This window comes from Candidatus Methylacidithermus pantelleriae (assembly GCF_905250085.1).
GTDB lineage: Bacteria > Verrucomicrobiota > Verrucomicrobiia > Methylacidiphilales > Methylacidiphilaceae > Methylacidithermus > Methylacidithermus pantelleriae.
Window position 1 is genome coordinate 1 of the sequence record NZ_CAJNOB010000023.1, and the last position, 22,587, is coordinate 22,587.

A 22,587-nucleotide genomic window follows, 5' to 3' on the forward strand; every position below is an offset into this window, starting at 1 on the left:
ATCCCGGAGCCTCCATGCGCCCGACCTGCCTGTGTTGGGGAGGTCTGGGGACACGCTTGAGAGATCGTTTCGAGTGTCTTTACTCTCATCTCCGGGCGCACGGCAACGTGAACGCAAGTCGAAAGATTGCCTGGATTGGTGAGACCGCCCCTTCCCCTAGGGCGGTCGTAAAGACGCCTGATGTTGGGAGCATGGGGAAGGTGGGCCATCTTTGCGTTCTGCCCTAAAGCCTGCGATTTCACTCGCGGGTTGTTTACTGTATCCGATGTCAAAGGCATCGTCCCGCACCGGGGAAAACTTAAGCCCGGGAGCACGGGTCACACGTGGGGTGAGGTGGAATGGTTTTCGTTGGGGGGAAGGACTTTGAGTAATCCGATCCCATAGTTAAGACCCCATAGTGGCAGGTAAAGCGGGCAAGCCTTTTGTCGTGCGAAAAGACCCGCAAGAATGATATGCCAGCCGGCGGAGGCCGTAAAGGCCTCCCCCAAATACCATGGACTTTCACAAGCAGGGCGTCCTCCCGTAACTTGTGCCTCCATGGCTGCAAGCCAGTTATTCTGGGCGGATCGGTACACCCAAGCGTTGGGAGGGATGAGCTCTGCAAGCTTCCGGGCCGCCTGTGCGGCTTGCGAGCGATTTCGATACGGCCATTCTCCCCACCAGGGGCCTAGGTGACAGAGTGCCTCTTGGCCTGGTGGGCCTAGGAGCAAGCTCGCCGCTCCTTCGGAAGGGCGGAAAAGACTCTTGCGTTTAAGCCACCCGCAGGCTACAAAAGCCTCTATAGCAATCGGGTCTAGTTCCTCGGCACCTACGACGAGAACCCACTGGCAGGCTCCCTGGTTCAACCAGATCCGTGCTACGCGCAACGCGGCCAGCCAGGCGGTCTGATCTCCGACCAGGGCATACGCAGGTCCGGAGCAGGAGATGACGGCGGCTAAATGGCTCAGCGAAGCATTATAGACAGTTTCCGGGAAGAGAGCAGGGCTCGCAAACCGTTTCCCTGTTGCGAGAAAGCCTGCGTAAAACTTATGACTGAGCGAAACGCTTCCGGTTCCAAAGCAAGCGATCACTCCAAGGGAGCCTTCCCTGTCCATGCCGAATGATGGACCCAGGGCTTGGCAAGCGGCTTCTACCATGAAGGAGCTAAGGGAGCTAGCACGCCGCAGGCGAGGATGGTCTTTCCATCGGAGCAATTGCGGCCACTTCCGATTAACAGCAAAAACCTCGTACCATCGCGTGGGGGAACTCACATCGGGTTCTTGTCCTTTTAGGGGGGGATGGTTCCAAAGCTCTTGGACCCCGCAACCAGAAGGCGAAACCGCTCCCCAGTTGTACACCGAAAGGATTTCACTGCGGTTCATAGGGTGAAAAAAGTAAAGCCGCGTTGGAGCCACCAAATCCGAGGTTGACGCTGGCGACGGAAGCTCCCGGACGCAGCGTCTCGGATTTTCGAACCAAAATGGGACCCATGGGTTCCATCGGGTCCTCACATAGGATTTGAGGTGGAAGCTGGCGGGTCACTAGGGCTAAAATGGAAAAAACGGCTTCCACGCACCCGCTGGCTCCCAGGGAGTGCCCAATGGCTGCTTTGGTCGAGCTCACTCGGAGCTGGTGAAATGCTTCCCCGAAGAACCGGTAGTAGGCCCAAGCTTCCATGAGATCGTTCGCAGGGGTTCCGGTCCCGTGAGCGTTCACATAACCAATAGCTTCCGGAGGAAGCTTTGCCTGTTTGACTGCCTGATCCAGAGCTCCAATGAGCGCGCTTCCGTCCGGCGAGGGTTGGGTCAAATGATAAAGATCGGTGAGATGCCCGTAGCCACTTACATAACACAAGGGGCGTATCCCTCGACTCAACGCATGCTCTTGGGATTCCAGAACGACAAATGCACTGGCTTCCCCCAGAATCAAGCCCTTGCGGTTCCGATCGAACGGGCGACACAAGTCGGGTGAAAGCGTCTGGAGGGAGTCGAAACCGACAAAAATGAGCTCGCTTAAGGCTTCCACACCCCCGACCAGAACGCAGTCAACCTCCCTAGACCGGATCCAGTCTGCTGCGTGTCCAATCGCGTTGGATCCGCTGGCACACGCGTTGGCCAGCACAACGGATGGACCCTGGAACCCCAGATGTTCCTGGAGGTCGAGTACCTGTTGCTGGGGTTGATATCGAGCCACCAGAGGCAATCTTCCCCGCACCCTCCCCCGCTGGTAACTCAGTCGCAAAAAGGTTTCTCCAAAAGCCATGCCTCCTCCTGTTGTGCTCAAGACAAGAGGAAGCTCGAGAAGACCTCGACCGAGGTCCCGGGGCCAAAGACCGGCCATCGCCAGCGCCTCGTGGGCTGCCGGCAAGGCCAAGCGCGAGGCCCGAGGGAGACGGGAGCATGTTTTGGCAGAAATTTCTAGTTCGGGCAGCGGATGGACTTCCGAAGCCACATGGCTGTGACATCCTTCCGTATCAAAAAGCGTGACCGGGCCGACCACCCACCGGCCCTCCAAAAGATTCCGCCAGCTCAACGATGCATTCTTTCCCAAGGGAGTTACTGCCCCCAGCCCGGTTACCACCACAGAAGCGCTTTCTACGCTCATTGCCAGGGCCTTTGATAAAGGAGACGCACACCTACCTTGCCCCCGGGGAAATAAAACGTGGGTTGGTACGAAAAACTCCGGGTGTGAGCGTCATAAATGAGACGTTTCGGATGGTCTGTGTAGTTCGGATCGTAAACCAGAAATTCCGTTTGGTTGGGATGGGAGGTTTTTCGCGAGGCGAAAACGACCACCGCATGGTTGATGTTGAGCGACGGAAAATTCGCTAGCCACGCTACAGAAGGGATGCCTTTTCGAGAAAAACTCCAAAGCTTTTGGTAGACTCGATGTTCCTCTCGGGGGCTGGGAGGAATAAGGAGAACGGCATTCCCCGGACGGAAGTAGATCGGCCATCCTAGGCCGAGATTTCTTCGAAAAACCTCCGGGCGCTGGGAACTGAGCTCCCATAGGGAACGAGCGCCAGGGAAGAGAACACGCTGGTGTGGTGGGAGAGGATCTTGCCATGCCTCCCGTTCGGTGACTTGGCGGATTCTCCGGGCAAGCTCAGAGTCCGAAAGAGGCTGTCCTTTAGGATCAAAGCGCGCAAACTTCCAGAATTGGATAGCTGCACGGCAAAGAACAAAGCAGCGACGCGAGTATCGTTTGTGACGATGCTTCGTATGGGACTTGTGCGTGGGCCGGCCCGCCTCGTAGTCCCACACCGTCTCGTTGGCAAACCCGAACCGGTCTTTGCTGAATTCGAAACCCCCTGCAACGGCGAAGCTTACGTTCCAGAGAATAGGCAAAAAGAAAAGGATCCGGAGGGAAAAACGATCGAGTTTCATTTCCAGACCGTGAGGGCGCGGAAAAGAAGGTGGCTATTTGCAGCCACCTTGACAAGCAGAGGCGTAAAAAGTGAGCGTCCTTGGGGCAAGACGGAACCGCCGGCCAGCATGTTTTTACAAATTTGGTATGGCCACTTCACCAAGCCAAGGATATGTCGTTTGAGTAGGAGGCTAGTGGGAGGAGAGCGGGTGTGGCGTGGCGCCTTTTTCTTTGGTGTTGGACGGCGATTAGCGCTTTATGGTGGGGGCTTTCCCTTCATTGTGCTCGCGCCGGTGCCCCCCGGAGGCCCCCGCGGAAGCGTAAGGGTAGCAAGACCTTATCCCTGTTCCGGCCGATTCCTAAGATCCGCTCCCCCCAGGAGTACGAGCGTCTCCGCGATGCCCTCTTTTCGCTTCTTTCGCAACTTGACTCAGGGTGCCAGCTCCTTTTGGGGATCCCCAGGGAAGACGCGTGTCTTTGGACCGACGCAATCCAATTGCTTGAGGCGTCCGAATGCGGGGCGTCTTTTCAGATTCTTTTTGAACCGGACCCTTTCCCTTATCGCAACCCCAAAATTCTCTGGCAGAGGTCGCTGGCCAAGTTTGCCAAAGGCGAGCTTTGGGTATGGACGGACGGGGATGTTTGCTTGCCTTCGCATTTTTTGCACGTGGTCCGGGAGGATTTCGAAGCATGCCGGAGGGGGTTTGTTACCTACCCGTACGTGATCCGAGGAGTCGACAACGCTCGGGACTTTTGGGAAGCCGCCTGGGTGAATGTGGAGCTCTTTCCAGGCGTTTGCCTTTTGGGCCGGATGGATCGGGTGTGGTTTGGTCTGGGAGCTGGAATGGTTTTTTTGGGGAAAAAGTGGGAACGGGCTTCCCTATGGGACAAGCTAGGGAAATCGCTTGCGGATGACTTCGTTCTTGCTCAAACTCTTAAGCCAGGTGCCTTGGGTTCGGTGGTATTGGAGACCTTTCCCCGTTCCCTGACCTTACGAGAAGCCCTTGCCCGTTATCTCCGTTGGAAAAAAACCGTCCGGTGGTGCTCCCCCGCGGGATTTGCGGGCCAGATCCTTATTTTGCCCATGATAGGCTGGACCGTCGCGCTTTTTCTTAACTGGCACGAACCCCAAAACTGGATGGGATGGCTCTGCGTTGTCGTTGGAGAGTCATTGTGGTTTCTTTCCATCTTTCGAGCCGTTCGAGCGCATTTACCGAAGCGTCTCTACCGCCTTTTACCCTTGTGGAGCTATCTTCGAACCTTTTCTTGGTTGTTGTGCTGGTTGCCTTGGCCGGTGGCGTGGGATCGGCAGTGGTGGCCGTGCCCGGTCGACAAGTCTTCCCTTCTAGATCAAAGGGTCTCCCTGAAGAGGAAAGGGACCGGTTAACGCTTTGCTGGAGGACGGGGACGGGAGCCCTCATTCGGGGAAAAATGGAGCAAAGGGCCCAAAGAGACCAGCTTTCTCGAGAAGCTCCGTCCATTCGGACGGGATCGGAGAAAGGATGTGGACCAAAGGCTTTTCCTTGCAGGTCAACTGGATCAAGCGAATCGCTTGGAGACAGCGAAGAAACGGAAGCACGTCCTGCTTAAGCCCTAGAGAGATCCATTCGGCCTGAAGACGCGCGGTTAGCCGAAGGGCGAGAAAAGCGATCCGCATCTGATTGCGCACTTGATCGGGCCGGGAGGGATCGGAGGTATCCACGTGAGGATCGTTAGCTAATTCGGAGAAGAGAGCCTGCAGGTGAATCAGCCGGTAATAGCGGGTGAGGACTTCTTCGGCAGAGGCCTGCGCTTGGGGTAGATCGGTCTCCAGAAGATACCAGCCATCCATGGTCTTTTCCTCCCGGACCCGCTCCTGGTCGAGCTTCCACGAGAAACGACCCTGGCGATCGATTCCAAGCCGGAAGTGTTTCTTCACTGGAAGACAACCGAGTTCCCGTGCGATCCGGTTCCTTGCGCTTGCGAGACTCTCTCCGTTTTTCCGGAAGGTCCGAGCAGCCTGGCGCAGGACCTCCTCGATAGAGGTAATCGCGTTATACCGTCGCCTTCGATCCTGTTCTTGTTGCCATTCTGCCCACGCAAGCACGTAACGAACCCCACCGTCGAAAATTTCCCGGGCTTGTTTCCGGTCCGCTAGCCAAAGTGCCCGCTTTTGCTGAAGCTCGTGCAAGAGCTTTTGGAGCTTGGCCCGGCTTGCCCGCGTCACATAGCTAGGGAATCCCTCGCGCTTCCACCGGTTGTTCCTATCCCGATCGAAAACAAAGGTAGTCTTCTCAATCCCAAATCTCCGCTGTAGCGTTACCAGTAGCCCGTGTAACGTTGTCTTGTCTCCTCGGTGGGCTCGGAGTACCTCGATGTGAATCGGGATTCCCTGCGCATTGGTCGCAATCGCCAAAAGAGTCTTGGGTGGGCCTAAGGGATCATCATGGCTGAATGTGCCGCCGGTAGCTTTTCCAGCTTCCTCGCCCGTACGGGAGGAGCTTGACCATCGAAAAAGGAAAAAACTCGTTTCCTGGGTTGGGGTAGCTTGGCAAAGTTTCCGCTCAATCTGGCTCCACACACCGGTAAGCCCATCCACGGCGGCGGCAAGCTCTTCTTTTTCCAAGTCTTTTGGTTCTAGCCCGCATACTTGGGCCAGTGCTGTCTGGCTAGCGACTTCTTCGAGTGCAAGCCTCGAAGAGGGAAAAAGGATCCTTCCAAAGACCAAGGTTTTGAGAAGCCGTTGCTTGCGTTCCGAGCCCATGGCCGAAAGAACTTGATCGAGCCCCCAGCGTTTCCATACCTCCTCAAGCACAGCCAATCCCCCGTAATCGCGCGCTTCCTGGATTCGGAGATCTCCCAGGGGCAGAAGCTTTTCCCCTCGAAGCGATCTTCGAATCAGTTCCTGAACCTCACCGGGGAGCCGTGTCAAGTTGGCCAAAATCTTTGTCTTAACTTGTTTGCCGACCCGGTAGGATTGGCGGACGAGTACCGAACGGTACACCTTGCCTCTTTGATAGGTGCGAATCTCCTGGACGTACATGCCTCCAGTGTAGCTGACCGATGGCGGGAATGCCAAAAAAGGTCATCGTCAGTTCGCGGGAGCATAAGTGGCTTACGGGATTTTTAGCCACGAGTGAACATTGTAAAACCATCATAGCAAAAGGTCCTGGAAGATAGGTAACCGAGCTGGTGGAAAAATCGACAAGACCGGCCGTCGTTTCTTTCCTGCCGCCAGCATTGGACCATGGGGACGACCCGATAGCGAAGCAGAAGGGGTTGCCTTTCTACGTGTGACCGAGGCAATAATCGCCTAAAAACCGTTCGTTCACGAAAAAAGACCCGGGTGGGCGTTCAGTAACGGGCGGAAGTCGAGAAAAGATTTCGATCCTTCCGGCAAGCGGACTAATGACCAAGTGGCCCCAGAGCCGAGCTAAGAAACTGGGTGAGTGCCTTTTCTACATTGTGAAGCTTGATTTCGTCCTTGGCTTCCACCAGCAACCGCAGCTTGGGTTCAGTGCCGGAGTATCGAAGAAGCACTCGTCCCTCGGAACCGAGCTCTCGACGTGCTCCCTCGAGGGCTTGGGAAAGCCCAGGGATCTCTTCAAGGGGCGGTTTCGCAGACACCGGAAAATTCCGTACTACTTGAGGGTATTTATGAAGACACCGGCGCAGTTGCCCGAGGGGTTGCCCGGTCTCAAGCATAATCTGGAGAAGCAGCAAACTCGAAAGAAGCCCGTCTCCCGTGGTGGCATAATCCAGAAAGATGAAATGACCCGAGGATTCTCCTCCCACGTTAAAGCCACCGTTCCGCATAGCCGCGACCACATGTTGATCTCCTACCGGAGTGCGGACCACTCTGCCTCCGGCCTGGGCTAGGCACTCATCAAGACCTAGATTACTCATGACGGTTGCTACGAGGGTGTTCTGGGCCAGTTTCCCTTTTTCCAAATAAAAGCGGCCGACAATGGCTAACACATCGTCTCCATCGAGAAGGCTACCGGTCTCATCACAGAGCAGGAGCCGATCCCCATCTCCATCGTGAGCCACTCCTAAATGGGCTTCACAAGCTAGGACTGCCTCGCAAAGTCCCTGGGGATGTTCGCTTCCACAATGAAAGTTGATGTTTACCCCGTTGGGTTCCCGGTGGAAGGCGTAGACCTCGGCTCCCAGCTCCTCCAGAAGCCTTGGAGTTGTCTGGTAGGTCGCACCGTTGGCGCAATCAACCACGATGCGCAACCCTCGGAGATTACGGTTTTTTGGCCAAACCCTTTTGAGCAAGGAAAGATAGAGTTCCTGTGCTTGAGGGAGAAGCGTGACGCGTCCAACGCTACTTCCTACGGGACGGTCTTCCTCGGAATCCGATTGCTCGAGGAGCGATTCGATGGTTTGCTCAAACGCGCGATCGCCCTTAAACCCGTCGGCAAGAAAAACCTTCACCCCGTTGTCTGGATAGGGATTATGGGAGGCGCTTACCACGATCCCCGCATCAAAACCAAGCTCTCTTGTTAGCATAGCTATCGCCGGTGTGGGAAGGATCCCCGCCAGCATCACTTCGCTTCCGGCCGAAAGAGCCCCTGCGACGAACGCGGCTTCCAACAGGGGCCCGGAAATTCTGGTGTCGCGTCCTACTAACATTCGTGCTCGCCGTTTAGCTTGGCCCACCTGTTGGGAAAGAACCCGGCCTAGCCGCAAGAGTAACTCCGGCGTCATCGGCGGGCGGTTGGCAACGCCTCGGATTCCGTCGGTTCCAAAAAGGGGCAAAGCTTGCATAACAAAAGGCATGAAATTCGTACGGAGGCCTCTACCAAAAGGAGCCTCTGTCAAGCGAGCAAAAACCTGAGAAAGCTAAGCTAGCACCCACACGGGGGTCTTGCTCCATTCTTCCCTATCGGATTAGGCCCAGGCTTGAGAGGATCTGATCCAGGGTACCAGGTTCGAGTGACTCTTTGAGCACGACCCAAAGGGCAATGGCCAAGATTAGGGAAAGAAGTTTCTGTTGCCAGTTGGACACCACGAGGTTTTTTAGTCGTTCCCAGTTTTCCATCGGCTCCACCCCCTTAGAGCAAAAGTTCGGTCAGCCGTGTTCGCAATCCATCCGGATCGTACGGCCTTTCCAATACTCCCTTGCAAGCGATGGAAATAATGCCCGTTTCTTCAGACAGAACCACAACGACGGCATCCGTCTCCTCGGAAAGGCCAATAGCCGCCCGGTGTCGTAATCCCAACCGGCGTTCTAGTTGTTCTCGCTGGGTTAAGGGAAAAATGGCTGCAGCGGCTACAATTTCATCCCCGCGGATAATCACGCCTCCGTCATGAAGAGGCGTTCTGGGGTAAAAAATCGTCACCAGAAGGTCGGCACTCAGTTTGGCGTGCAGAAGAGTCCCCGTCTCTCGCCCGGGAAGATAATAGTCTTCCCGTTCAATCGCCATCAAGGCTCCGAACCGCTCGCGCTGCAAGCTTTCCACGGCCGTTACCATCTCCTCAATGAGTTCTTCTCGCGGGCGGGCGGCGCCCACTCTGGGCCGGGTGCCTAGCTCGGCGAGGATTTGGCGAAGCTCTGGCTGGAAGAGCACAATCACCGCGAGAAAGAAAGAGGGAGAAAAAAGCCGGATAATCTCCATAATCACCCGTAGATGAAAGAGATGAGCCGCCAGGGTGACCGTCACAAGCACGGTTGCCAGCCCGGTCAACACGCGCGCTCCTCGGGTCCCTTCAAGCAATTTCCAGATCTGGTAGATCGCCGTTGCAATAAGTACAATCTCGACGATCCAGGAAAGATGAAACGGCCCAATCTTCACCATGTCTTCCGTTCCTCTGGAACTTCGCCAGCAACTGCCCCTAGCAGCCTCGAGGCACACACCGCATCGGCCACTTCGTGGACCCGCCAAATTCGAGCCCCGTGAGCCGCGGCCCATACTTCTGCGGCCCTTGTGCATACCGATAAACTTCCGGTACCGGCAATTTTTTTTAGAAACGATTTTCTCGAAAGACCGACCAGAAGGGGTCTACCAAGATCCGAAAATTGGTCGAGATGCGCCAGAAGCGTGCAATTGTGCTCCGAGTTTTTTCCAAAACCAAAACCCACGTCGCAAACCACATGATCCCGTGAGAGACCTCGAGCTTCCAAGTGACGCAACTGGGCAGCAAGGAACTCTTTTACCTCCTCCACCACGTTGGTGTACTGGGCGAGCTCTTGCATGATCTTGGGTTTTCCCCGGGAGTGGGTAAGAACGTATCCAGCTTGGTAATGGACGATCACCTCCCACAGGTCTGGTTCCCATTGGCCCCCGCTCACGTCGTTAACGATTTCCGCTCCCTGCTCAAGTGCGACACGAGCTACCTCAGGCTTATAGGTGTCGACGGAAATGGGAATTCCAATGGTGCCACGCAATCGCTCTAGGACAGGACCGATACGGTCCAGTTCCACCTCCGCCGGCACTGGGTCGGCTCCAGGTCGGGTCGATTCGCCGCCGATATCCAAGAGGTCAGCTCCCTCCTGAACGATCTGGTGAGCGCGTGCCACGGCTCGATCCGGGTCCAGGTAAAGCCCGCCGTCCGAAAACGAGTCTGGGGTCACATTGAGAATCCCCATAACCAGCGGGCGTCGAGGAAAAGTGATCACCCTCCGGGCAGTGACCCACCGGTTGCCTGTCTGGTTAGCCGGTCGCATCCATTTCTCCATCGATTCCTTTCTTTTTCCTCTGACCTACCCACTGCCCCAAAGCTCCCGGACTCCCGGCAAGCACCCTCCGGCGCCGTTGTTACCCTTCGAGGAGCTCGATCGTTCCTGGGATCCCCTCCTGGGAATTGGGGGAGATCCAGACCTGGTAGATTCCGGGTTCCACCCGAAAAACTCCTTCCGGATCCCAGTAGCCAAGATCCTCGGCTTGGAGAGAAAATTCTACCCACTGCCGTTGCCCCGGCAGAAGGTAGATTCTTTGGAATCCTTTAAGCTCGCGGATGGGCCGCGCCAGCTCTCCAGAAAGAGCTCGCACATAGAGCTGGACCACTTCCTCTCCTGGACGCTTGCCCACGTTTTGTATCCAGGCACCTACCCGGATCTTCTCACGGCGATGGAAAGACCGAGGTGTAGACTGGCAAGCACCGTATTGGAATTGCGTGTAGGTGAGCCCGTATCCAAACGGGAAAAGCGGATCCACGGGGCTGTCAATGTAACGGGAGGTAAACATTTGCCCCGGGGGACGGCCAGTCCGGCGATGGTTGTAGTAAACCGGAAGCTGGCCTACCGATCGGGGAAAACTTACCGGGAGTCTTCCAGACGGGGATTCTTTTCCCAGGAGCACGTCGCAGATGGCGTGGCCACTTTCCACCCCGGGGAACCAGACCTCCAGAAGCGCCGGCACCTGGTTCACCAGTTCCGGCAAAGCGAGAGCTCGACCGTTAAAAAGGATGGCGACGGCGGGTTTGTGGACCGAGGCCACAAGTTCGACCAGTTCTTCTTGCCCTGCGGGCAGGCCCAGCGTAGCTCGCGACGCTGACTCGCCGTCCATGTGAACCAACTCCCCAATCGAAAGAAGGACGACGTCCGCCTGCCGGGCACATGCCAGGACTTTTGCCTTATCCCTTTGGGTAGGCTGGCCCCAGGGCCAACCGGCTGTTAGAATTTCTCCGCGGTCCCCCAGTTCTTCCTGGAGGGCCTCCAAGAGGGTAACGGCGCCACTTTGGGGTTGGCGGGTTCGCCACGGGCCGAGCGGGGTTTCGGAATTGTCGAAAAGAGGTCCGACAAGGGCGATCCGCCGGATCGTGGGCGATAAGGGGAGGACACCCCCCTCGTTTTTCAGAAGCACAAAGGTTTGGGTGGCGGCCTTGCGTGCAAGCTCCCGGTCCAGCTTGGTCCATGACGCGGATGGGGGGGGCAAAGGTTGCGTGAAAGGATGTTCCCAGAGGTGGAGCCTTCTTTTAAATTCCAATACGCGCAAAACCGCCTCTTCGAGAAGGGCTTCTAGCTCCCTTTTGGCGCGCACAGCTGAGCCAAGATTCCTCAGGTAGATCTCGCTGGACATGTCCATATCGATCCCCGCCCGGAGCGCCTTAAACGCAGCTTCGACCCGGTCCTTGGCGACCCCGTGGATGGTGAGTTCCCCCAGGGCTCCCCAGTCGCTCACAATGACGCCTTGGAAACCCAATTGTTTTCGTAAAAGATCCCGGAGGAGCTTCTGGTTGGCCACAGCTGGGATCCCGTTAAGACTGACAAAAGCAGCCATGATCGACGGCGCACCCGCGCGTATCGCTTCCAGGAAGGGGGGCAGATAGACCTCCCACAACAGGTGATCGGAAACTTCTACCGAGTTGTAATCCCGGCCGCCCTCCGCCGCTCCATAGGCAACAAAATGTTTGGGGCAGCTCGCCAGGGTGCCGGGTTGACCCAGCCCTTTTCCTTGGAATCCTTCGACCCAGGCGCGTGCGAGACGACTGGCCAGGTACGGATCTTCCCCCGGACCTTCTGCCATTCGACCCCAGCGAGGGTCGCGGGAGACATCGAGCATGGGCGAAAAAGTCCATCGCACCCCGCTGGCCCAGGCTTCCTCAGCGGCTCGCCGTGCGACCTCGCGAACAAGGCTAGGGTTCCACGAGGCGGCCAAGGCTAAGGGGATAGGGAAAATGGTGTTTCGCCCTTGAATCACGTCGGCAGCGAAGACCAGCGGAATCCCAAGCCGGGACTCGCGGATGGCAATCGCTTGCACTTGGTCAGTGGCTTCGGCTCCGACCAGGTTAAGAATAGCCCCGGCTTTCCCTTCCCGAACAAGCTCCCTTTGATCCTGGCTTAGGGTCACTTCCTTCCCTTGGACCACGGCAGGAAGGAGGACGAGCTGCCCGATTTTTTCTTCCAACGTCATGCGGGCTACAAGCTTTTGTGATGACAATGGGCGTGCCGCGTGAGGGGAGGCGTGTTGTGCCTGGGACGCGAGGCCAGTGGTAGCGCCCAAAAGCAGGCAAAGGGTGAACGCCGCGACCGGGTTTTTTTTGTCTGCTTTTCTCAAGCCCACTCGATCGTCTTACTCCTTTTGGCGCCGAGCTTTGCTTCCAGGGGAGAAGAAAAAGGGAACAATTTCTTTAGCTGGCCGAAACCTCAAAAAATCCGCTTGCTCCGCCTTCAGAACTTCCCCCAATCCACACCTGGTACTTCCCCGGCTCGACAACAAAGCGACCGTCCTCCAGGTGGAATCCCAATTCCTTGGGTCCCAAGGTAAACTCAACCCGGGCGCTTTGGCCCGGAGCCAGTCTCACCCTCCGAAAACCCTTAAGCTCCCTCACGGGGCGGGTAAGGCTTGAGACCATGTCTCGCAAATAGAGTTGAACGACCTCCTCACCCGTTCGTTGGCCTACATTTTGAACCCATGCGCTCAGACGTACCGTCCCACCCACAGGGATGGACGAGCGTTCCACCTGCAAGTCGCGATAGACAAAACGGGTGTAGGAAAGACCGTACCCAAAGGGAAAAAGAGGGGTGGTTGGAATGTCAATGTAAACGGAACTAAACGGGCCGGATCCCGGGGGCCTACCGGTGTTTTCGTGATTGTAGTAGATGGGAATCTGGCCGGTGGACCGGGGAACCGTTACCGGAAGTTTTCCCGAAGGAATCGCATCGCCAAAGAGAAGATCGGCAATCGCATTGCCCCCCTCAATCCCAGGGAACCAGGCTTGGAAAAGGGCAGGGACATGGTCGGCGATCCAAGGAATGGCCAAGGGCCGGCCGCTCAACACGATCACTACCAAGCGACACCCAGCCTCGTACAAGAGCCGAACAAGTTCCTCCTGCTTCCCGGGGAGCCCCAGGCTGGCTCGAGATCCTGCCTCTCCGCTCATCCAGGAGGCTTCCCCTACAACCACAATGGCAACCTCTGCCTCCTTCGCAGCCCGTAGCGCTTCCGCAAAACCCGACGTTGACTCTCCATTAATGTCGCACCCTTTGGCGTAGAGGAGTTTCGTTTTGGAAGAAAGCTTGGCCCGGATCCCTTCGAGCACAGTGACGACATCGCTTGGATGACCGCAGGCGTGCCAGGGACCCAGGAGGTTTTCTTGGTCTGCCGCCAGCGGCCCGATCACTGCGACCGAATGGAGATCCTTGGAGAGGGGCAGAAGATTATTGTCATTTTTGAGTAAGACCACAGACCGCTGGGCGGCTAGGCGCGCCAGTTCCCGTCCTTCGCGAGGCAAAGCGTTACTATGTTCTCCCTCCCCATTGGATCGAGGAACGATGGTGTAGGGGTTATCAAAAAGACCTACTTCAAATTTCAGTCGCAACACCCTTCGAACGGCTTCATCCAGAAGTCCTTCCGAAACAACCCCTTCGCGAACCAGCTCGGCAAGATTGGCTGCGTAGACCCCGCTTTCCATGTCAACGTCCACCCCGGCCAAAAGCGCTTGGCGGGCAGCATCCCGGGAATTGGAAGCGATCCCATGGGTGATCAGTTCTCCAACGGCCTTCCAGTCACTTAAGACCACTCCCCGAAAGCCCAGCTCTTGTCGCAGCACGTGCCGTAAAAGCCACGAGTTACTGGCCATGGGGCGCCCGTTAACGGAGACAAAGGCTGCCATGACACTGGGCGCGCCGGCAGCAATCGCCTCTTCAAAAGGGGGCAGGTAGAGTTCCCAGAGGGCCGGAAGCGAAACCGACACGGTATTGTAGTCACGGCCTCCTTCAACTGCACCGTAAGCGACAAAATGCTTGGGACAGGCAGCGAGGCGTCCGGGAGAGCGGAAACTCTCACCTTGAAAGCCCCGCACCCAGGCTCTTGCCATGGCCGAGGCCAAAAAAGGGTCTTCCCCGGGTCCTTCTGCTATCCTACCCCAGCGGGGATCATGGGTAACATCCACCATGGGAGCGAAGGTCCAACGAATCCCGTGGGCGCGCGCTTCCTCGGCAGAGAAGGCTGCAACTTGTTCCACAAGGCCGGGGTCCCAAGAAGCCGCCAGGGCCAGGGGAATGGGAAAGATCGTCCGGTAGCCGTGGATCACGTCCAAGCCAAAAAGAATGGGGATCCCTAACCGGCTTTCTTCCACTGCGATTCGTTGAATGGCGTTGGTATTTTCTGCTCCGGTGAGGTTCAGGATGGAGCCGATCCGTCCGGCCCGGATTAGGGGTTTGTACTCCTCTTTGAGCGGGACTGTTTCCCCGAGCTCCACGTTTTCAGGAACTCCACTCACCTGAACGAGTTGGCCCACTTTTTCTTCCAGGGTCATCCTGGCAAGAAGTTCCTCCTCGTTGTGGTAAGACCTGCGCGCTGGCATGGCTGTTGGTGATGAATGGACCTCTTGGGCGAAAAGTAAACTGGCCAGATTGAGCGAAACGAGGAAAAAGGCCCCAATGGCTTGGGCCTTTCCTAGGCTTAGGCAAAATACATCCATAGGCAGATTAGGACCAGGAGAAGAAGGAGGCTTGCTAGCAAGTGGATTTTCCAGGAGGGGGTTGTTTGGGGATGTTCTGGGCACGTGGTTTCTCCGATTCTGACAAGGGGTAAGTTTGGGGCCGGGATACGCTTCCCAGATCCGAGGCGGCGGCTGGTACTGGCGGTCCAAAGAAGGGCGCTAGAAAGAACGAAAAGAAACGTTGCATAATGAAGAAACGGGAGGTCAATCCATGCGCGCACCACTGGGTTGTGGAAGGTAACGAAAGGATCGGTGAGCTCAAGCCCAATGCGCGCAAGTCCTAGAGCCAGGCCGATGGTCAGGCATACCCAGGCACCTCCCTCGTTGGGCTTGGCCGATAGCATTCCCCAAAGGAAACAGGCGGCGATAGGGGGGCTCAGATAGGCCTGCATTTTTTGGAGGTACAGGAAAAGGCCGCCTCGAAGATGGGGAATAAGCGGCGACCATAAGATCCCAAGAACCACTGTTACCAGCGTAAGCCAGCGACCAACCTGCACGAGCTCTCTTTGGGAAGCGGCAGGGCGGAGTTTTCGATAGAAGTCCATGGTGAGGAGGGTGGATGTCGAGTTAAACACCGCGCTCATGGCGCCCATGAGCGCAGCGAGCATTCCGGCAAGGGAAAATCCCACAAGACCCGGAGGCAAAAGCCGGGTGACTAAAAAAACGTAGGCGAGATCCGTCCGGTCCCCGGTGGTGGAGTTCCCCAAAAGCTCGCTAGGAAAAAGGGCCCGAGCAATCATTCCAGGAAGAACAAAGAGAAAGACCGGGAGAAGTTTGAGAAACCCGGCGAGGATCGCTCCCGCGCGAGCGTGCTCGCTATCTCTGGCAGCTAGGACCCTTTGGACAATGGATTGGTCGGTGCACCAGTACCAGAATCCAAGGATGGGTGCTCCAAAGACGATCCCTGTCCAGGGATAGTCTGGATCGCTAGCCGGTCTCCACACGGCAAAGTGAGTGGCAGGCAAAACACGGCGGAGATTCGCAAGCCCGCCGAGTTCCTGTAAACCCAGCCAGGTGAGAATAAAGCTACCTGCCAAAAGGATCACGGTCTGAAAAAGATCCGCATAGATAACCGCTCCGAGGCCGCCCGCGACCGTGTACAGACCGGTACAACCCACGAGAAAAATCGAGGTTAGGATAGGACTCCAGCCAACAAGAGGGCTCAGGATAAGGAAAGCGGCGTAAAGGTGGACCGAAACCTTGGTGAGCACGTAGGTGACAACGGTGGTCAGACTCAAAAGGAGCGCCGGCCCTTGGCCGTAGCGGCGCTTTACGTACTCGGGCATCGTGTAGAGCTTGAGCCGGAGATAGTAGGGAGCGAGCCACCAGCCTAAAAGTAAGAGAATCGGACAAGCGAGCCACTCAAATTGACCGGCGGCCAGGCCGGAGCGGGCTCCTGCCCCGGCAAGGCCGACCACATGCTCGGTAGAGATATTGGAAATGAAGAGGGAGGCTCCTACGGGGATCCAGCCCACGTTTCTCCCCGCCAAGAAGTAAGTTGCTGGGTCTTTGCCCTTTCCGGCCCATCGCCAGCCGATGGCCCATAAGACCCCAAAATAGCCAGCCAGTGCGATCCAGTCCCAGAAAGTAAGTTGGCGAAAGGGCATAAGAGCTCTTTTTCCCGACCCGTAACGCTAACGATAGAACAAGTCCATCGTGGGGGGACGGGCTGTCTATGTTGCGGACTAGGGTTCCTGCGCCGGGGAAGCTCCCAAACGGTAGCGCTTTCGGATGGGTCGAACCACCTCCCAGTGACACGAAAGGCCCGCCGGGAAATGGACAAGGTCGCCTTCCCTTATTCGCACAGATTCGTTGGCTCCCAAGGGGGTGACCAGGGCTTCACCTTCCAGGATGTAGCAGGTTTCGGAGGAGTCATAATGCCACGGAAAACGGGAGGGTTCCTTGGTCCAGATGGGCCACTGGTCCACCTGGAGAGCTTCGAGTTTCTCTTTGGGGGGATGGGATTGGACCTGGATTTTCATGGCGACTCCCTTGCTCATGGGGATCCCATAACGCGACTTTTCTTTAGGGGGAAAGAAAAAACCGAGGTGAACTTCTCTTTTCAACGCTTTTTCTCTTTCCCTGGGCCGAAGATACATGGGTCCAGACGGGAATTTTTTGCTGCAAAAACTTGGGAAGAGCTTGCGTGACGTGCCTCCGTCCGGTAAGGGTTTGCAACATGAGCCCGTCTCCAGCGGTGCCAGCCTATTATCCCATCCTCTTGCAGGTCGTCATTGCCCTTTTCATTACGCTTTCCATGGTCGCCCTGCCTCTTTTCTTGGGCCCGCGGCGCGCGCCCAATCCTGCCAAGGAAAGTCCCTACGAATGCGGCAAACCTGCCGAGGGACCTTTGAGTCCAAGGATGACGATCCAGTTCCACACGGTGGCGGTCCTCTTTATTCTTTTCGATATTGAAACGGTCTTCTTTTTCGTGTGGGCCGTCGTTTACCGGCGGGAAATTGGAGAGAATCCCGCAGTTCTTTGGGGCATGGTCTTCTTTGGTCTTCTCCTTTTGGTTGGCCTCCTTTACGAATTGCGGCAAAAAGTGCTCGATTGGACTCGATAGACGATGTGTTGGGGAGCCAAGGGAAGCTGGGAGAGGGTCGTCTTTCGATCGCACATTCTTTTGCTGGGCCGCTTTGGGGGAGTGATTCCCAGACGGAAACACCGGGCAGGGCCGCTTTTTTGCGCGGCGGCAATGACCTGCTTACCAAGCTAGTGGCCTGGCCAAAAAAGGTTTCTCGGGCCCTTTTTTAAAGGCTACTTCCCCCGGTTTCTACCGCCATGTTTCCCTTTTCGGCTAGCCTTTCTTGTCATTCGAACTATTTCGGGGGGGTGCGACCAACCGTTACCGGTATCTCCTGGGAATACCCCGGGTACGGGTGGGTGAGCTTCCCTCTGTTGCAAGGGGTCTCGCCGAGGGGCTACTGGGCTTTGGAGACCGAGGCAACGGAAAGGCAGTGGAAGATATCTCTTCCGATCGGTTTGGCTATCTCTTCTACCAGCCGTAAGGACTCCCCGGCATCCCCCGGCAGAGGGTCTTCCTCTTCCCAAGGAGAGCCCTCCGGGCGGCACACCAGCGCGCGAAGACTTTCGCGAAGTGGAAAGAGCTCTGGCAATTCTTCACAAGCTTCTTCGACCAGTTCTTCCTCCAGGATCTCGGCGGGGAGTTTGCGGCGGTGGGCAAGAAGAAGGGCCCGCAGATAATATTGAAGCGCTCGCGAGCAGTGTGCACAAACCAGCGCAGCCGATTCTTCCGATGCTCCCCACTCCCGTTTGGCTAGCCAGAGCTCATGCTTAGCCTGTTGCAAAAATCCGAGGACGCGGGACTGCACCGTCATTACGATAAAAAGCATACTGGAGGATTACTCATCCAACAACTGTTTTTCGTTGCCGGTGTTTTTTTGAGAAACAAAAGGGATGGGAGGGGGCGGAAGCCCCCTGGCTTGGATAAAAAATGTTATACTATTACGGTGTTCGTATGTTGGATTCTTGCCCCCTTTCTAAAGGGTAACCTTGTACCCTATGGTTTACACTCCCTTTCCATCCATCAGGGCCGGAAGACCTCCTACGCCATCGGCTCTCCGGGAAGCCATTGAGCTTCACCTCAAATACGACCTAGCCAAGCAACCTTCCAACGCGACGTTGCGGGATTGGTGGTACGCTACGTGCCTTGTTACTCGTGACCTCATGGTGGAACGACGCTTAGAAACCTTTCAAACCCAGGAATACCACCGAGCTCGGCGTGTTTATTACTTGTCCATGGAGTATCTCATGGGACGGCTTCTCCTTCACAATCTTGCTTGCCTAGGGATTACCGAAGAGTGCCGGCAAGCCTTGCAGGAACTGGGACTTGAGCTGGAAAGAATCGCTGAGGTTGAGCGAGAAATGGGTCTGGGGAACGGGGGGCTTGGGAGATTAGCCAGCTGTATTTTAGACTCGCTCGCCACCCTTGATTACCCGGCCGTCGGCTATGGGATTCTCTACCAGTTTGGCCTCTTCCATCAAGAAATCGTCCAGGGATACCAAGTAGAACGTCCCGACGAGTGGCGAGAGCTGGGGCATCCCTGGGAGATTTCTCGACCAGAACTTGCCCAAAAAGTTTCCCTGTACGGGGAACTCAAACGCTCCGGTTTGCCCACCGACCCTGCCCAGTGGATTGCAACAACCGAAGTCGTAGGCATTCCCGTCGATATCCTTTTGCCGGGTTATGGAACTCAAACCGTCAATTTCTTGCGCCTGTGGATGTCTCGTTCTTCTCGAGAGCTGGATTTGGAAGCTTTCAACCGGGGAGGATACTTTGAGGCCGTTCGCGAAAAAACGTTCTGCGAATCGATTTCCAAGGTCCTCTATCCCAATGACAAGACCGAGGCGGGGAAAGAATTGCGTCTCGTCCAGCAGTACTTTTTCGTTGCGTGCTCGCTTCGGGACATCCTGCGCCGTTTTTGGAGGGAAAATACGCGTTGGGAGGATTTCCCGAAGAAAGTCGTGATTCACCTCAATGATACCCATCCGTCGCTGGCCATTGTGGAGCTTATGCGCATCCTCGTGGATGAACAAGAGCTCCCTTGGGATCGAGCCTGGGAGCTTGTTTCAGAAACCTTTTCCTACACCAATCACACGCTTATGCCGGAGGGATTGGAAAAGTGGCCCGTGCCCCTGTTGCAGAAAGTCCTTCCCCGGCATCTGGAGATCCTCTACGCCTTGAACCACCGGCTCATGGAGTGGGCCGAGAAACGTTTCCCCGGTGACGGGGACAAAAAAACGACACTTTCCCTTATTGAAGAAACCACGCCTAAGAGCGTGCGGATGGCCAACCTTGCGGTTATGGCCAGCCGGACCGTTAATGGTGTCTCCCGTCTCCATTCTGAACTTTTGCGTTCTCGGTTTTTTGCCCCTTTTGCGGAACTTTGGCCGGATAAGTTTACAAGCGTTACCAACGGGATTTCTCCACGAACCTTTCTTTTGATGGCCAACCCGCGGCTGGCCGGGCTTCTCAACCGTGCGGTAGGGGGAGAGTGGGTTCGGGATCTTGAGAAGCTCCGCGGATTGGAAGAGCTCGCGGAGGATTCCGGCTTTCAAGCCGCCTACCTTGCTGTCAAAGAAGCCAACAAGGTGGAACTATCCAATTGGCTTCTGCAGCGGGGACTGGGAAGTGTAGATCCACACTCCCTTTTCGATGTACAGGCCAAAAGGATTCATGAGTACAAACGGCAGCACTTAAACCTTTTGCGCATTGTAGCTCTCTATCTTGTGTTACGGGAGCGGCCGCAACTCAACGTCCCGCCCAGGGTCTTTGTTTTTGCAGGCAAGGCAGCTCCCGGGTACGACGTCGCCAAGCGAATCATCAAAGCAATCCACGCCGTGGCCGCGCGAGTCAATTCGGATCCTGTGGTGAAAAACAAGTTGCAAGTTCTCTTTGTGCCCAATTACTCGGTAGACGTGGCTTGTCGGCTGATCGCCGCGGCGGATCTCTCCGAACAGATCTCTACGGCAGGCACCGAGGCCTCTGGGACGGGAAACATGAAGTTTGCCTTAAACGGGGCTCTGACGATCGGGACGTTGGATGGAGCCAATGTTGAAATCCGGGAAGAGGTGGGAGAGGAAAATTTCTTTTCTTTCGGGCATACCGTCGAAGAGCTCCAAGAGCTTCGTCGGAAAGGATACCAGCCGAAAGAGTGGTATGAAAAGGATCCTCTCCTTCGAAGAGCCATTGACTGGCTCTTTTCCCAGGAGTGTCTAGGGAATGAATCCCCCCAGGCTTTAGAGCCGCTCCGCAAAGCGCTTTTCGAGGAAGGAGATCGCTTCTTTGTGTTGGCCGATTTTCGCCCTTACTGGGAACGCCAGCAAGAGGTGGATGTCGCCTTTTTTAACCGGCGCCGCTGGGCGAAAATGGCAATCCTTAACACGGCTCGCATGGGCCGTTTTTCGAGCGACCGGGTGGCAAGGGAGTATGCGACCCGACTCTGGCGACTTAGCCCATTAGCTTGTGCCAACCGGGAGAAAAGATAGAAGAGTTGTCCAAGCTTTCCTGCCAGGCCGACTAAGGTCTTTTTGTTGCAAAAAAGACCCCTAGCGCTCTGCGCCTACGCGGAACAGATTCGGTGTTATCGACCCCGGACCAGGACCTTGGTCTAGGACAGAAGAAGGTGCCTGCAAAAAGGGACCTCCGAGGGGCTCTAGCAATAAAGGCTGACCGTCTGGGAAGGGAGACTCAAGCCATGGCTTAGCAACGCGATGGAGAAAATTTTTGCGCCTTTGGATGATCGAGTTTCGGGAGACATCGGGCAAAGGTAACAATCTTTTTTCGTTCGTTACGCGCTAGAACCGGTAGCCCCCATCGACAAAAAGGTGTTGTACGTCAAGGGAATGGGCCTGTGGGCGTCTAACCTTTTGTGTTGGGGCTTGGAAAAGCGGTTGTGAGGAGCCGTAAGCGCGATCACGAGGCGCTTTTTTTCCCATGGTTAGCTCCCTGGAGAAACCTATGGCGGGGAAGGGGGCGCAATGGATCTCTCCAGGGATTGGCTGTGGGCGTACTCGAGTCAAAACAAAGGGGACACGGTGCCTGGAGGCCTTCGAGGATGGATCGAGGGTGATAAACGAAAAATCGCAAGGGAGCGATCGTGTGTGCAGGCCCGAACCGGTTGCCAGATCCCGCTGGAACCGCTACGAGCAGAAGATCCGGATTGGTTTTTCCAACGATGGACGCTGCTTGGTACGGGCAATGGTTGTCTATGGTTTTAGGAAAGGTAAAAGGAAGGAATAAGACAGCGTAAGGTGGAAACGGGCGGACCCTTTCTTTTTTGGATCTAGGATTTTTGCCGCGGCTTTTCCTTGCGAAATCGCTCGACTCGAACAAAAACGCGGAGCAAGTTTCCGGCGGGCTCCCCTAGGAAACCTAAACTTCTCCGAAGGTCGTGATCATGAGCGAGCAGAACATTTCCCAATCGGACGCTTCGGTCCTTGCCATCCTGCGGGAAACCGGAGCCCTTCTTGAGGGTCACTTTATCCTTCGATCCGGTTTACATTCCCGGGTCTTTGTCCAGTGTGCTCGCGTGCTTCAATACCCCTGGATTGCTCAGGAACTTTCAGAAAAGCTCGCGGAAAAACTCCCGTTTCACTCCTTTGATTGCGTGGTTTCTGCAGCCTACGGGGGTATCCTGGTGGGTCACGAACTAGCTCGAATTTTGCGCGTTCGCCATTTTTTTACGGAAAAAGAAGGAGGAAAACTTCGACTGCGGCGTTTTTTTCTTTCTCCAAAAGAAAAGGTTCTGGTTGCCGAGGATGTGATTACGACGGGTAGTGCCGTCCGAGAAACTCTCCAGGCGGTTGAGGAAGCCCATGCAGAACCCCTGGCTGTTGCTTGCCTGGTCGATCGAAGCGTAACTCCGTTAGAGCTGGGGGTGCCCATCTTTTCGCTCCTCCGCCTGCCGATCGAAGTCTATCCGCCGGGCGAATTACCGAAAGATTTACAAAAGATCCCCGCGGTTAAGCCTGGCAGTCGATAGAATAGGGTCTTTTTGTTCACAGTGTCCGCACGTGGCGGGGGATTCTTGGCGATGGATGCGTTGGTACGACAAGGCAGCCGGCGGGTACGGCGAAGTCGGCTTTTTTTGGGATGAGGCGCAATCGTATGTTTCTGGAAGAAACTTCCCTTGGCAGGGCAGGGGGATTGTCCCAACTGTTCTGACGCGAGAAATGGGTGACAAAAAAGGGATCTTGCCTCGTTTTGAGAAAGACCGTAGGTGGTGGAAGCTTCTAGGAGAGAAATGGGAATCAGAAACCGTGTTGGAAGAACTCCTCCAATGAGAGGAGCTTCCAGAAGGGAAAAAAGGCATTTTCCGAAAGAAGGAACCAAGACGTTGATGG

20 protein-coding genes are annotated in these 22,587 nt (G+C 56.0%); 6 read left to right on the forward strand and 14 right to left on the reverse strand.

Annotated elements, in window-relative coordinates; translation table 11 throughout:
• The 4 genes from KK925_RS06075 to KK925_RS06090 form a co-directional block, all read right to left on the reverse strand.
• Positions 1–209 (reverse strand): hypothetical protein (locus KK925_RS06075; protein WP_214096348.1); only part of this gene is annotated, 209 nt, incomplete at its 3' end.
• A 108-nt stretch (positions 210–317) separates the two neighbouring features.
• Positions 318–1,361: a beta-ketoacyl synthase N-terminal-like domain-containing protein gene (locus KK925_RS06080; RefSeq protein ID WP_174582020.1), complete on the reverse strand. Its 1,044-nt coding sequence runs from the start codon at positions 1,359–1,361 to the stop codon at positions 318–320.
• Positions 1,348–2,583: a beta-ketoacyl-[acyl-carrier-protein] synthase family protein gene (locus KK925_RS06085; RefSeq protein ID WP_174582021.1), complete on the reverse strand. Its 1,236-nt coding sequence runs from the start codon at positions 2,581–2,583 to the stop codon at positions 1,348–1,350. The genes KK925_RS06080 and KK925_RS06085 overlap by 14 nt, the downstream gene beginning before the upstream one ends.
• The gene (locus KK925_RS06090; RefSeq protein WP_174582022.1) at positions 2,580–3,365 is read right to left on the reverse strand and encodes a hypothetical protein; all 786 of its coding nucleotides are present in this window, start codon (positions 3,363–3,365) and stop codon (positions 2,580–2,582) included. The genes KK925_RS06085 and KK925_RS06090 overlap by 4 nt, the downstream gene beginning before the upstream one ends.
• Before the next feature lie 191 nt (positions 3,366–3,556).
• Here KK925_RS06090 and KK925_RS06095 point away from each other — a divergent pair, with 191 nt between their 5' ends.
• The gene (locus tag KK925_RS06095; protein ID WP_174582023.1) at positions 3,557–4,732 is read left to right on the forward strand and encodes a glycosyltransferase; all 1,176 of its coding nucleotides are present in this window, start codon (positions 3,557–3,559) and stop codon (positions 4,730–4,732) included.
• A 30-nt stretch (positions 4,733–4,762) separates the two neighbouring features.
• On the opposite strand, the gene KK925_RS06100 is transcribed toward KK925_RS06095, so the two are convergent.
• The 9 genes from KK925_RS06100 to KK925_RS06140 all read right to left on the reverse strand — a co-directional run bounded on the left by KK925_RS06100 (position 4,763) and on the right by KK925_RS06140 (position 16,700).
• Positions 4,763–6,367 (reverse strand): IS1634 family transposase, encoded by a 1,605-nt coding sequence (locus KK925_RS06100; RefSeq protein ID WP_174582024.1) that lies wholly within the window; start codon positions 6,365–6,367, stop codon positions 4,763–4,765.
• Positions 6,368–6,729: 362 nt separating this feature from the next.
• A complete protein-coding gene (gene glmM / locus KK925_RS06105) occupies positions 6,730–8,109 on the reverse strand; it encodes a phosphoglucosamine mutase (RefSeq protein WP_236027873.1) in 1,380 nt (459 codons plus the stop codon).
• 103 nt (positions 8,110–8,212) lie between these two features.
• Complete coding sequence (locus KK925_RS06110; RefSeq protein WP_174582025.1) at positions 8,213–8,371, reverse strand: hypothetical protein; 159 nt, start codon at positions 8,369–8,371, stop codon at positions 8,213–8,215.
• Positions 8,372–8,384: 13 nt separating this feature from the next.
• Complete coding sequence (gene cdaA / locus KK925_RS06115; RefSeq protein ID WP_236027874.1) at positions 8,385–9,128, reverse strand: diadenylate cyclase CdaA; 744 nt, start codon at positions 9,126–9,128, stop codon at positions 8,385–8,387.
• Positions 9,122–10,009, reverse strand: a complete 888-nt coding sequence (folP, locus tag KK925_RS06120) for a dihydropteroate synthase (protein WP_214096349.1) — start codon at positions 10,007–10,009, stop codon at positions 9,122–9,124. The genes cdaA and folP overlap by 7 nt, the downstream gene beginning before the upstream one ends.
• Before the next feature lie 79 nt (positions 10,010–10,088).
• Positions 10,089–12,185: a glycoside hydrolase family 3 N-terminal domain-containing protein gene (locus tag KK925_RS06125; protein ID WP_174582026.1), complete on the reverse strand. Its 2,097-nt coding sequence runs from the start codon at positions 12,183–12,185 to the stop codon at positions 10,089–10,091.
• Between the two features lie 217 nt (positions 12,186–12,402).
• On the reverse strand, positions 12,403–14,697 hold the full coding sequence (bglX, locus tag KK925_RS06130; RefSeq protein ID WP_174582027.1) for a beta-glucosidase BglX: 2,295 nt from the start codon (positions 14,695–14,697) through the stop codon (positions 12,403–12,405).
• Positions 14,679–16,325: a sodium:solute symporter gene (locus KK925_RS06135; RefSeq protein WP_174582028.1), complete on the reverse strand. Its 1,647-nt coding sequence runs from the start codon at positions 16,323–16,325 to the stop codon at positions 14,679–14,681. The genes bglX and KK925_RS06135 overlap by 19 nt, the downstream gene beginning before the upstream one ends.
• Before the next feature lie 78 nt (positions 16,326–16,403).
• Entirely contained in the window at positions 16,404–16,700 is a 297-nt protein-coding gene (locus KK925_RS06140; RefSeq protein WP_174582144.1) for a cupin domain-containing protein, read from the reverse strand.
• Positions 16,701–16,897: 197 nt separating this feature from the next.
• Between KK925_RS06140 and KK925_RS06145 the strand changes: the two genes are divergently transcribed.
• Positions 16,898–17,284: an NADH-quinone oxidoreductase subunit A gene (locus KK925_RS06145; RefSeq protein WP_174582029.1), complete on the forward strand. Its 387-nt coding sequence runs from the start codon at positions 16,898–16,900 to the stop codon at positions 17,282–17,284.
• 358 nt (positions 17,285–17,642) lie between these two features.
• Here the strand turns inward: KK925_RS06145 and KK925_RS06150 are convergent, their stop codons facing one another.
• On the reverse strand, positions 17,643–18,074 hold the full coding sequence (locus KK925_RS06150; RefSeq protein WP_214096350.1) for a hypothetical protein: 432 nt from the start codon (positions 18,072–18,074) through the stop codon (positions 17,643–17,645).
• A 169-nt stretch (positions 18,075–18,243) separates the two neighbouring features.
• On the opposite strand from KK925_RS06150, the gene KK925_RS06155 reads away from it, so the two are divergent.
• The 4 genes from KK925_RS06155 (at position 18,244) to KK925_RS06170 (ending at position 22,527) form a co-directional block, all read left to right on the forward strand.
• Positions 18,244–20,730: a glycogen/starch/alpha-glucan phosphorylase gene (locus KK925_RS06155; RefSeq protein ID WP_174582031.1), complete on the forward strand. Its 2,487-nt coding sequence runs from the start codon at positions 18,244–18,246 to the stop codon at positions 20,728–20,730.
• A gap of 492 nt (positions 20,731–21,222) precedes the next feature.
• Positions 21,223–21,462: a hypothetical protein gene (locus KK925_RS06160; protein WP_174582032.1), complete on the forward strand. Its 240-nt coding sequence runs from the start codon at positions 21,223–21,225 to the stop codon at positions 21,460–21,462.
• Positions 21,463–21,641: 179 nt separating this feature from the next.
• On the forward strand, positions 21,642–22,226 hold the full coding sequence (pyrE, locus tag KK925_RS06165; RefSeq protein WP_174582033.1) for an orotate phosphoribosyltransferase: 585 nt from the start codon (positions 21,642–21,644) through the stop codon (positions 22,224–22,226).
• A 55-nt stretch (positions 22,227–22,281) separates the two neighbouring features.
• Complete coding sequence (locus tag KK925_RS06170; RefSeq protein ID WP_174582034.1) at positions 22,282–22,527, forward strand: hypothetical protein; 246 nt, start codon at positions 22,282–22,284, stop codon at positions 22,525–22,527.
• The last annotated feature ends 60 nt before the right edge of the window (positions 22,528–22,587 follow it).

Excerpts from the sequence above, each read along its gene's own strand:
- KK925_RS06080 (WP_174582020.1), bottom strand. The coding sequence starts at position 1,361 with ATGAACCGCAGTGAAATCCTTTCGGTGTACAACTGGGGAGCGGTTTCG.
- KK925_RS06085 (WP_174582021.1), bottom strand. The coding sequence starts at position 2,583 with ATGAGCGTAGAAAGCGCTTCTGTGGTGGTAACCGGGCTGGGGGCAGTA.
- KK925_RS06090 (WP_174582022.1), bottom strand. The coding sequence starts at position 3,365 with ATGAAACTCGATCGTTTTTCCCTCCGGATCCTTTTCTTTTTGCCTATT.
- KK925_RS06100 (WP_174582024.1), bottom strand. The coding sequence starts at position 6,367 with ATGTACGTCCAGGAGATTCGCACCTATCAAAGAGGCAAGGTGTACCGT.
- glmM (WP_236027873.1), bottom strand. The coding sequence starts at position 8,109 with ATGCCTTTTGTTATGCAAGCTTTGCCCCTTTTTGGAACCGACGGAATC.
- KK925_RS06110 (WP_174582025.1), bottom strand. The coding sequence starts at position 8,371 with ATGGAAAACTGGGAACGACTAAAAAACCTCGTGGTGTCCAACTGGCAA.
- cdaA (WP_236027874.1), bottom strand. The coding sequence starts at position 9,128 with ATGGTGAAGATTGGGCCGTTTCATCTTTCCTGGATCGTCGAGATTGTA.
- folP (WP_214096349.1), bottom strand. The coding sequence starts at position 10,009 with ATGGAGAAATGGATGCGACCGGCTAACCAGACAGGCAACCGGTGGGTC.
- KK925_RS06125 (WP_174582026.1), bottom strand. The coding sequence starts at position 12,185 with ATGACGTTGGAAGAAAAAATCGGGCAGCTCGTCCTCCTTCCTGCCGTG.
- bglX (WP_174582027.1), bottom strand. The coding sequence starts at position 14,697 with ATGGATGTATTTTGCCTAAGCCTAGGAAAGGCCCAAGCCATTGGGGCC.
- KK925_RS06135 (WP_174582028.1), bottom strand. The coding sequence starts at position 16,325 with ATGCCCTTTCGCCAACTTACTTTCTGGGACTGGATCGCACTGGCTGGC.
- KK925_RS06140 (WP_174582144.1), bottom strand. The coding sequence starts at position 16,700 with ATGAAAATCCAGGTCCAATCCCATCCCCCCAAAGAGAAACTCGAAGCT.
- KK925_RS06145 (WP_174582029.1), top strand. The coding sequence starts at position 16,898 with ATGAGCCCGTCTCCAGCGGTGCCAGCCTATTATCCCATCCTCTTGCAG.
- KK925_RS06150 (WP_214096350.1), bottom strand. The coding sequence starts at position 18,074 with ATGCTTTTTATCGTAATGACGGTGCAGTCCCGCGTCCTCGGATTTTTG.
- KK925_RS06155 (WP_174582031.1), top strand. The coding sequence starts at position 18,244 with ATGGTTTACACTCCCTTTCCATCCATCAGGGCCGGAAGACCTCCTACG.
- KK925_RS06160 (WP_174582032.1), top strand. The coding sequence starts at position 21,223 with ATGGATCTCTCCAGGGATTGGCTGTGGGCGTACTCGAGTCAAAACAAA.
- pyrE (WP_174582033.1), top strand. The coding sequence starts at position 21,642 with ATGAGCGAGCAGAACATTTCCCAATCGGACGCTTCGGTCCTTGCCATC.
- KK925_RS06170 (WP_174582034.1), top strand. The coding sequence starts at position 22,282 with ATGCGTTGGTACGACAAGGCAGCCGGCGGGTACGGCGAAGTCGGCTTT.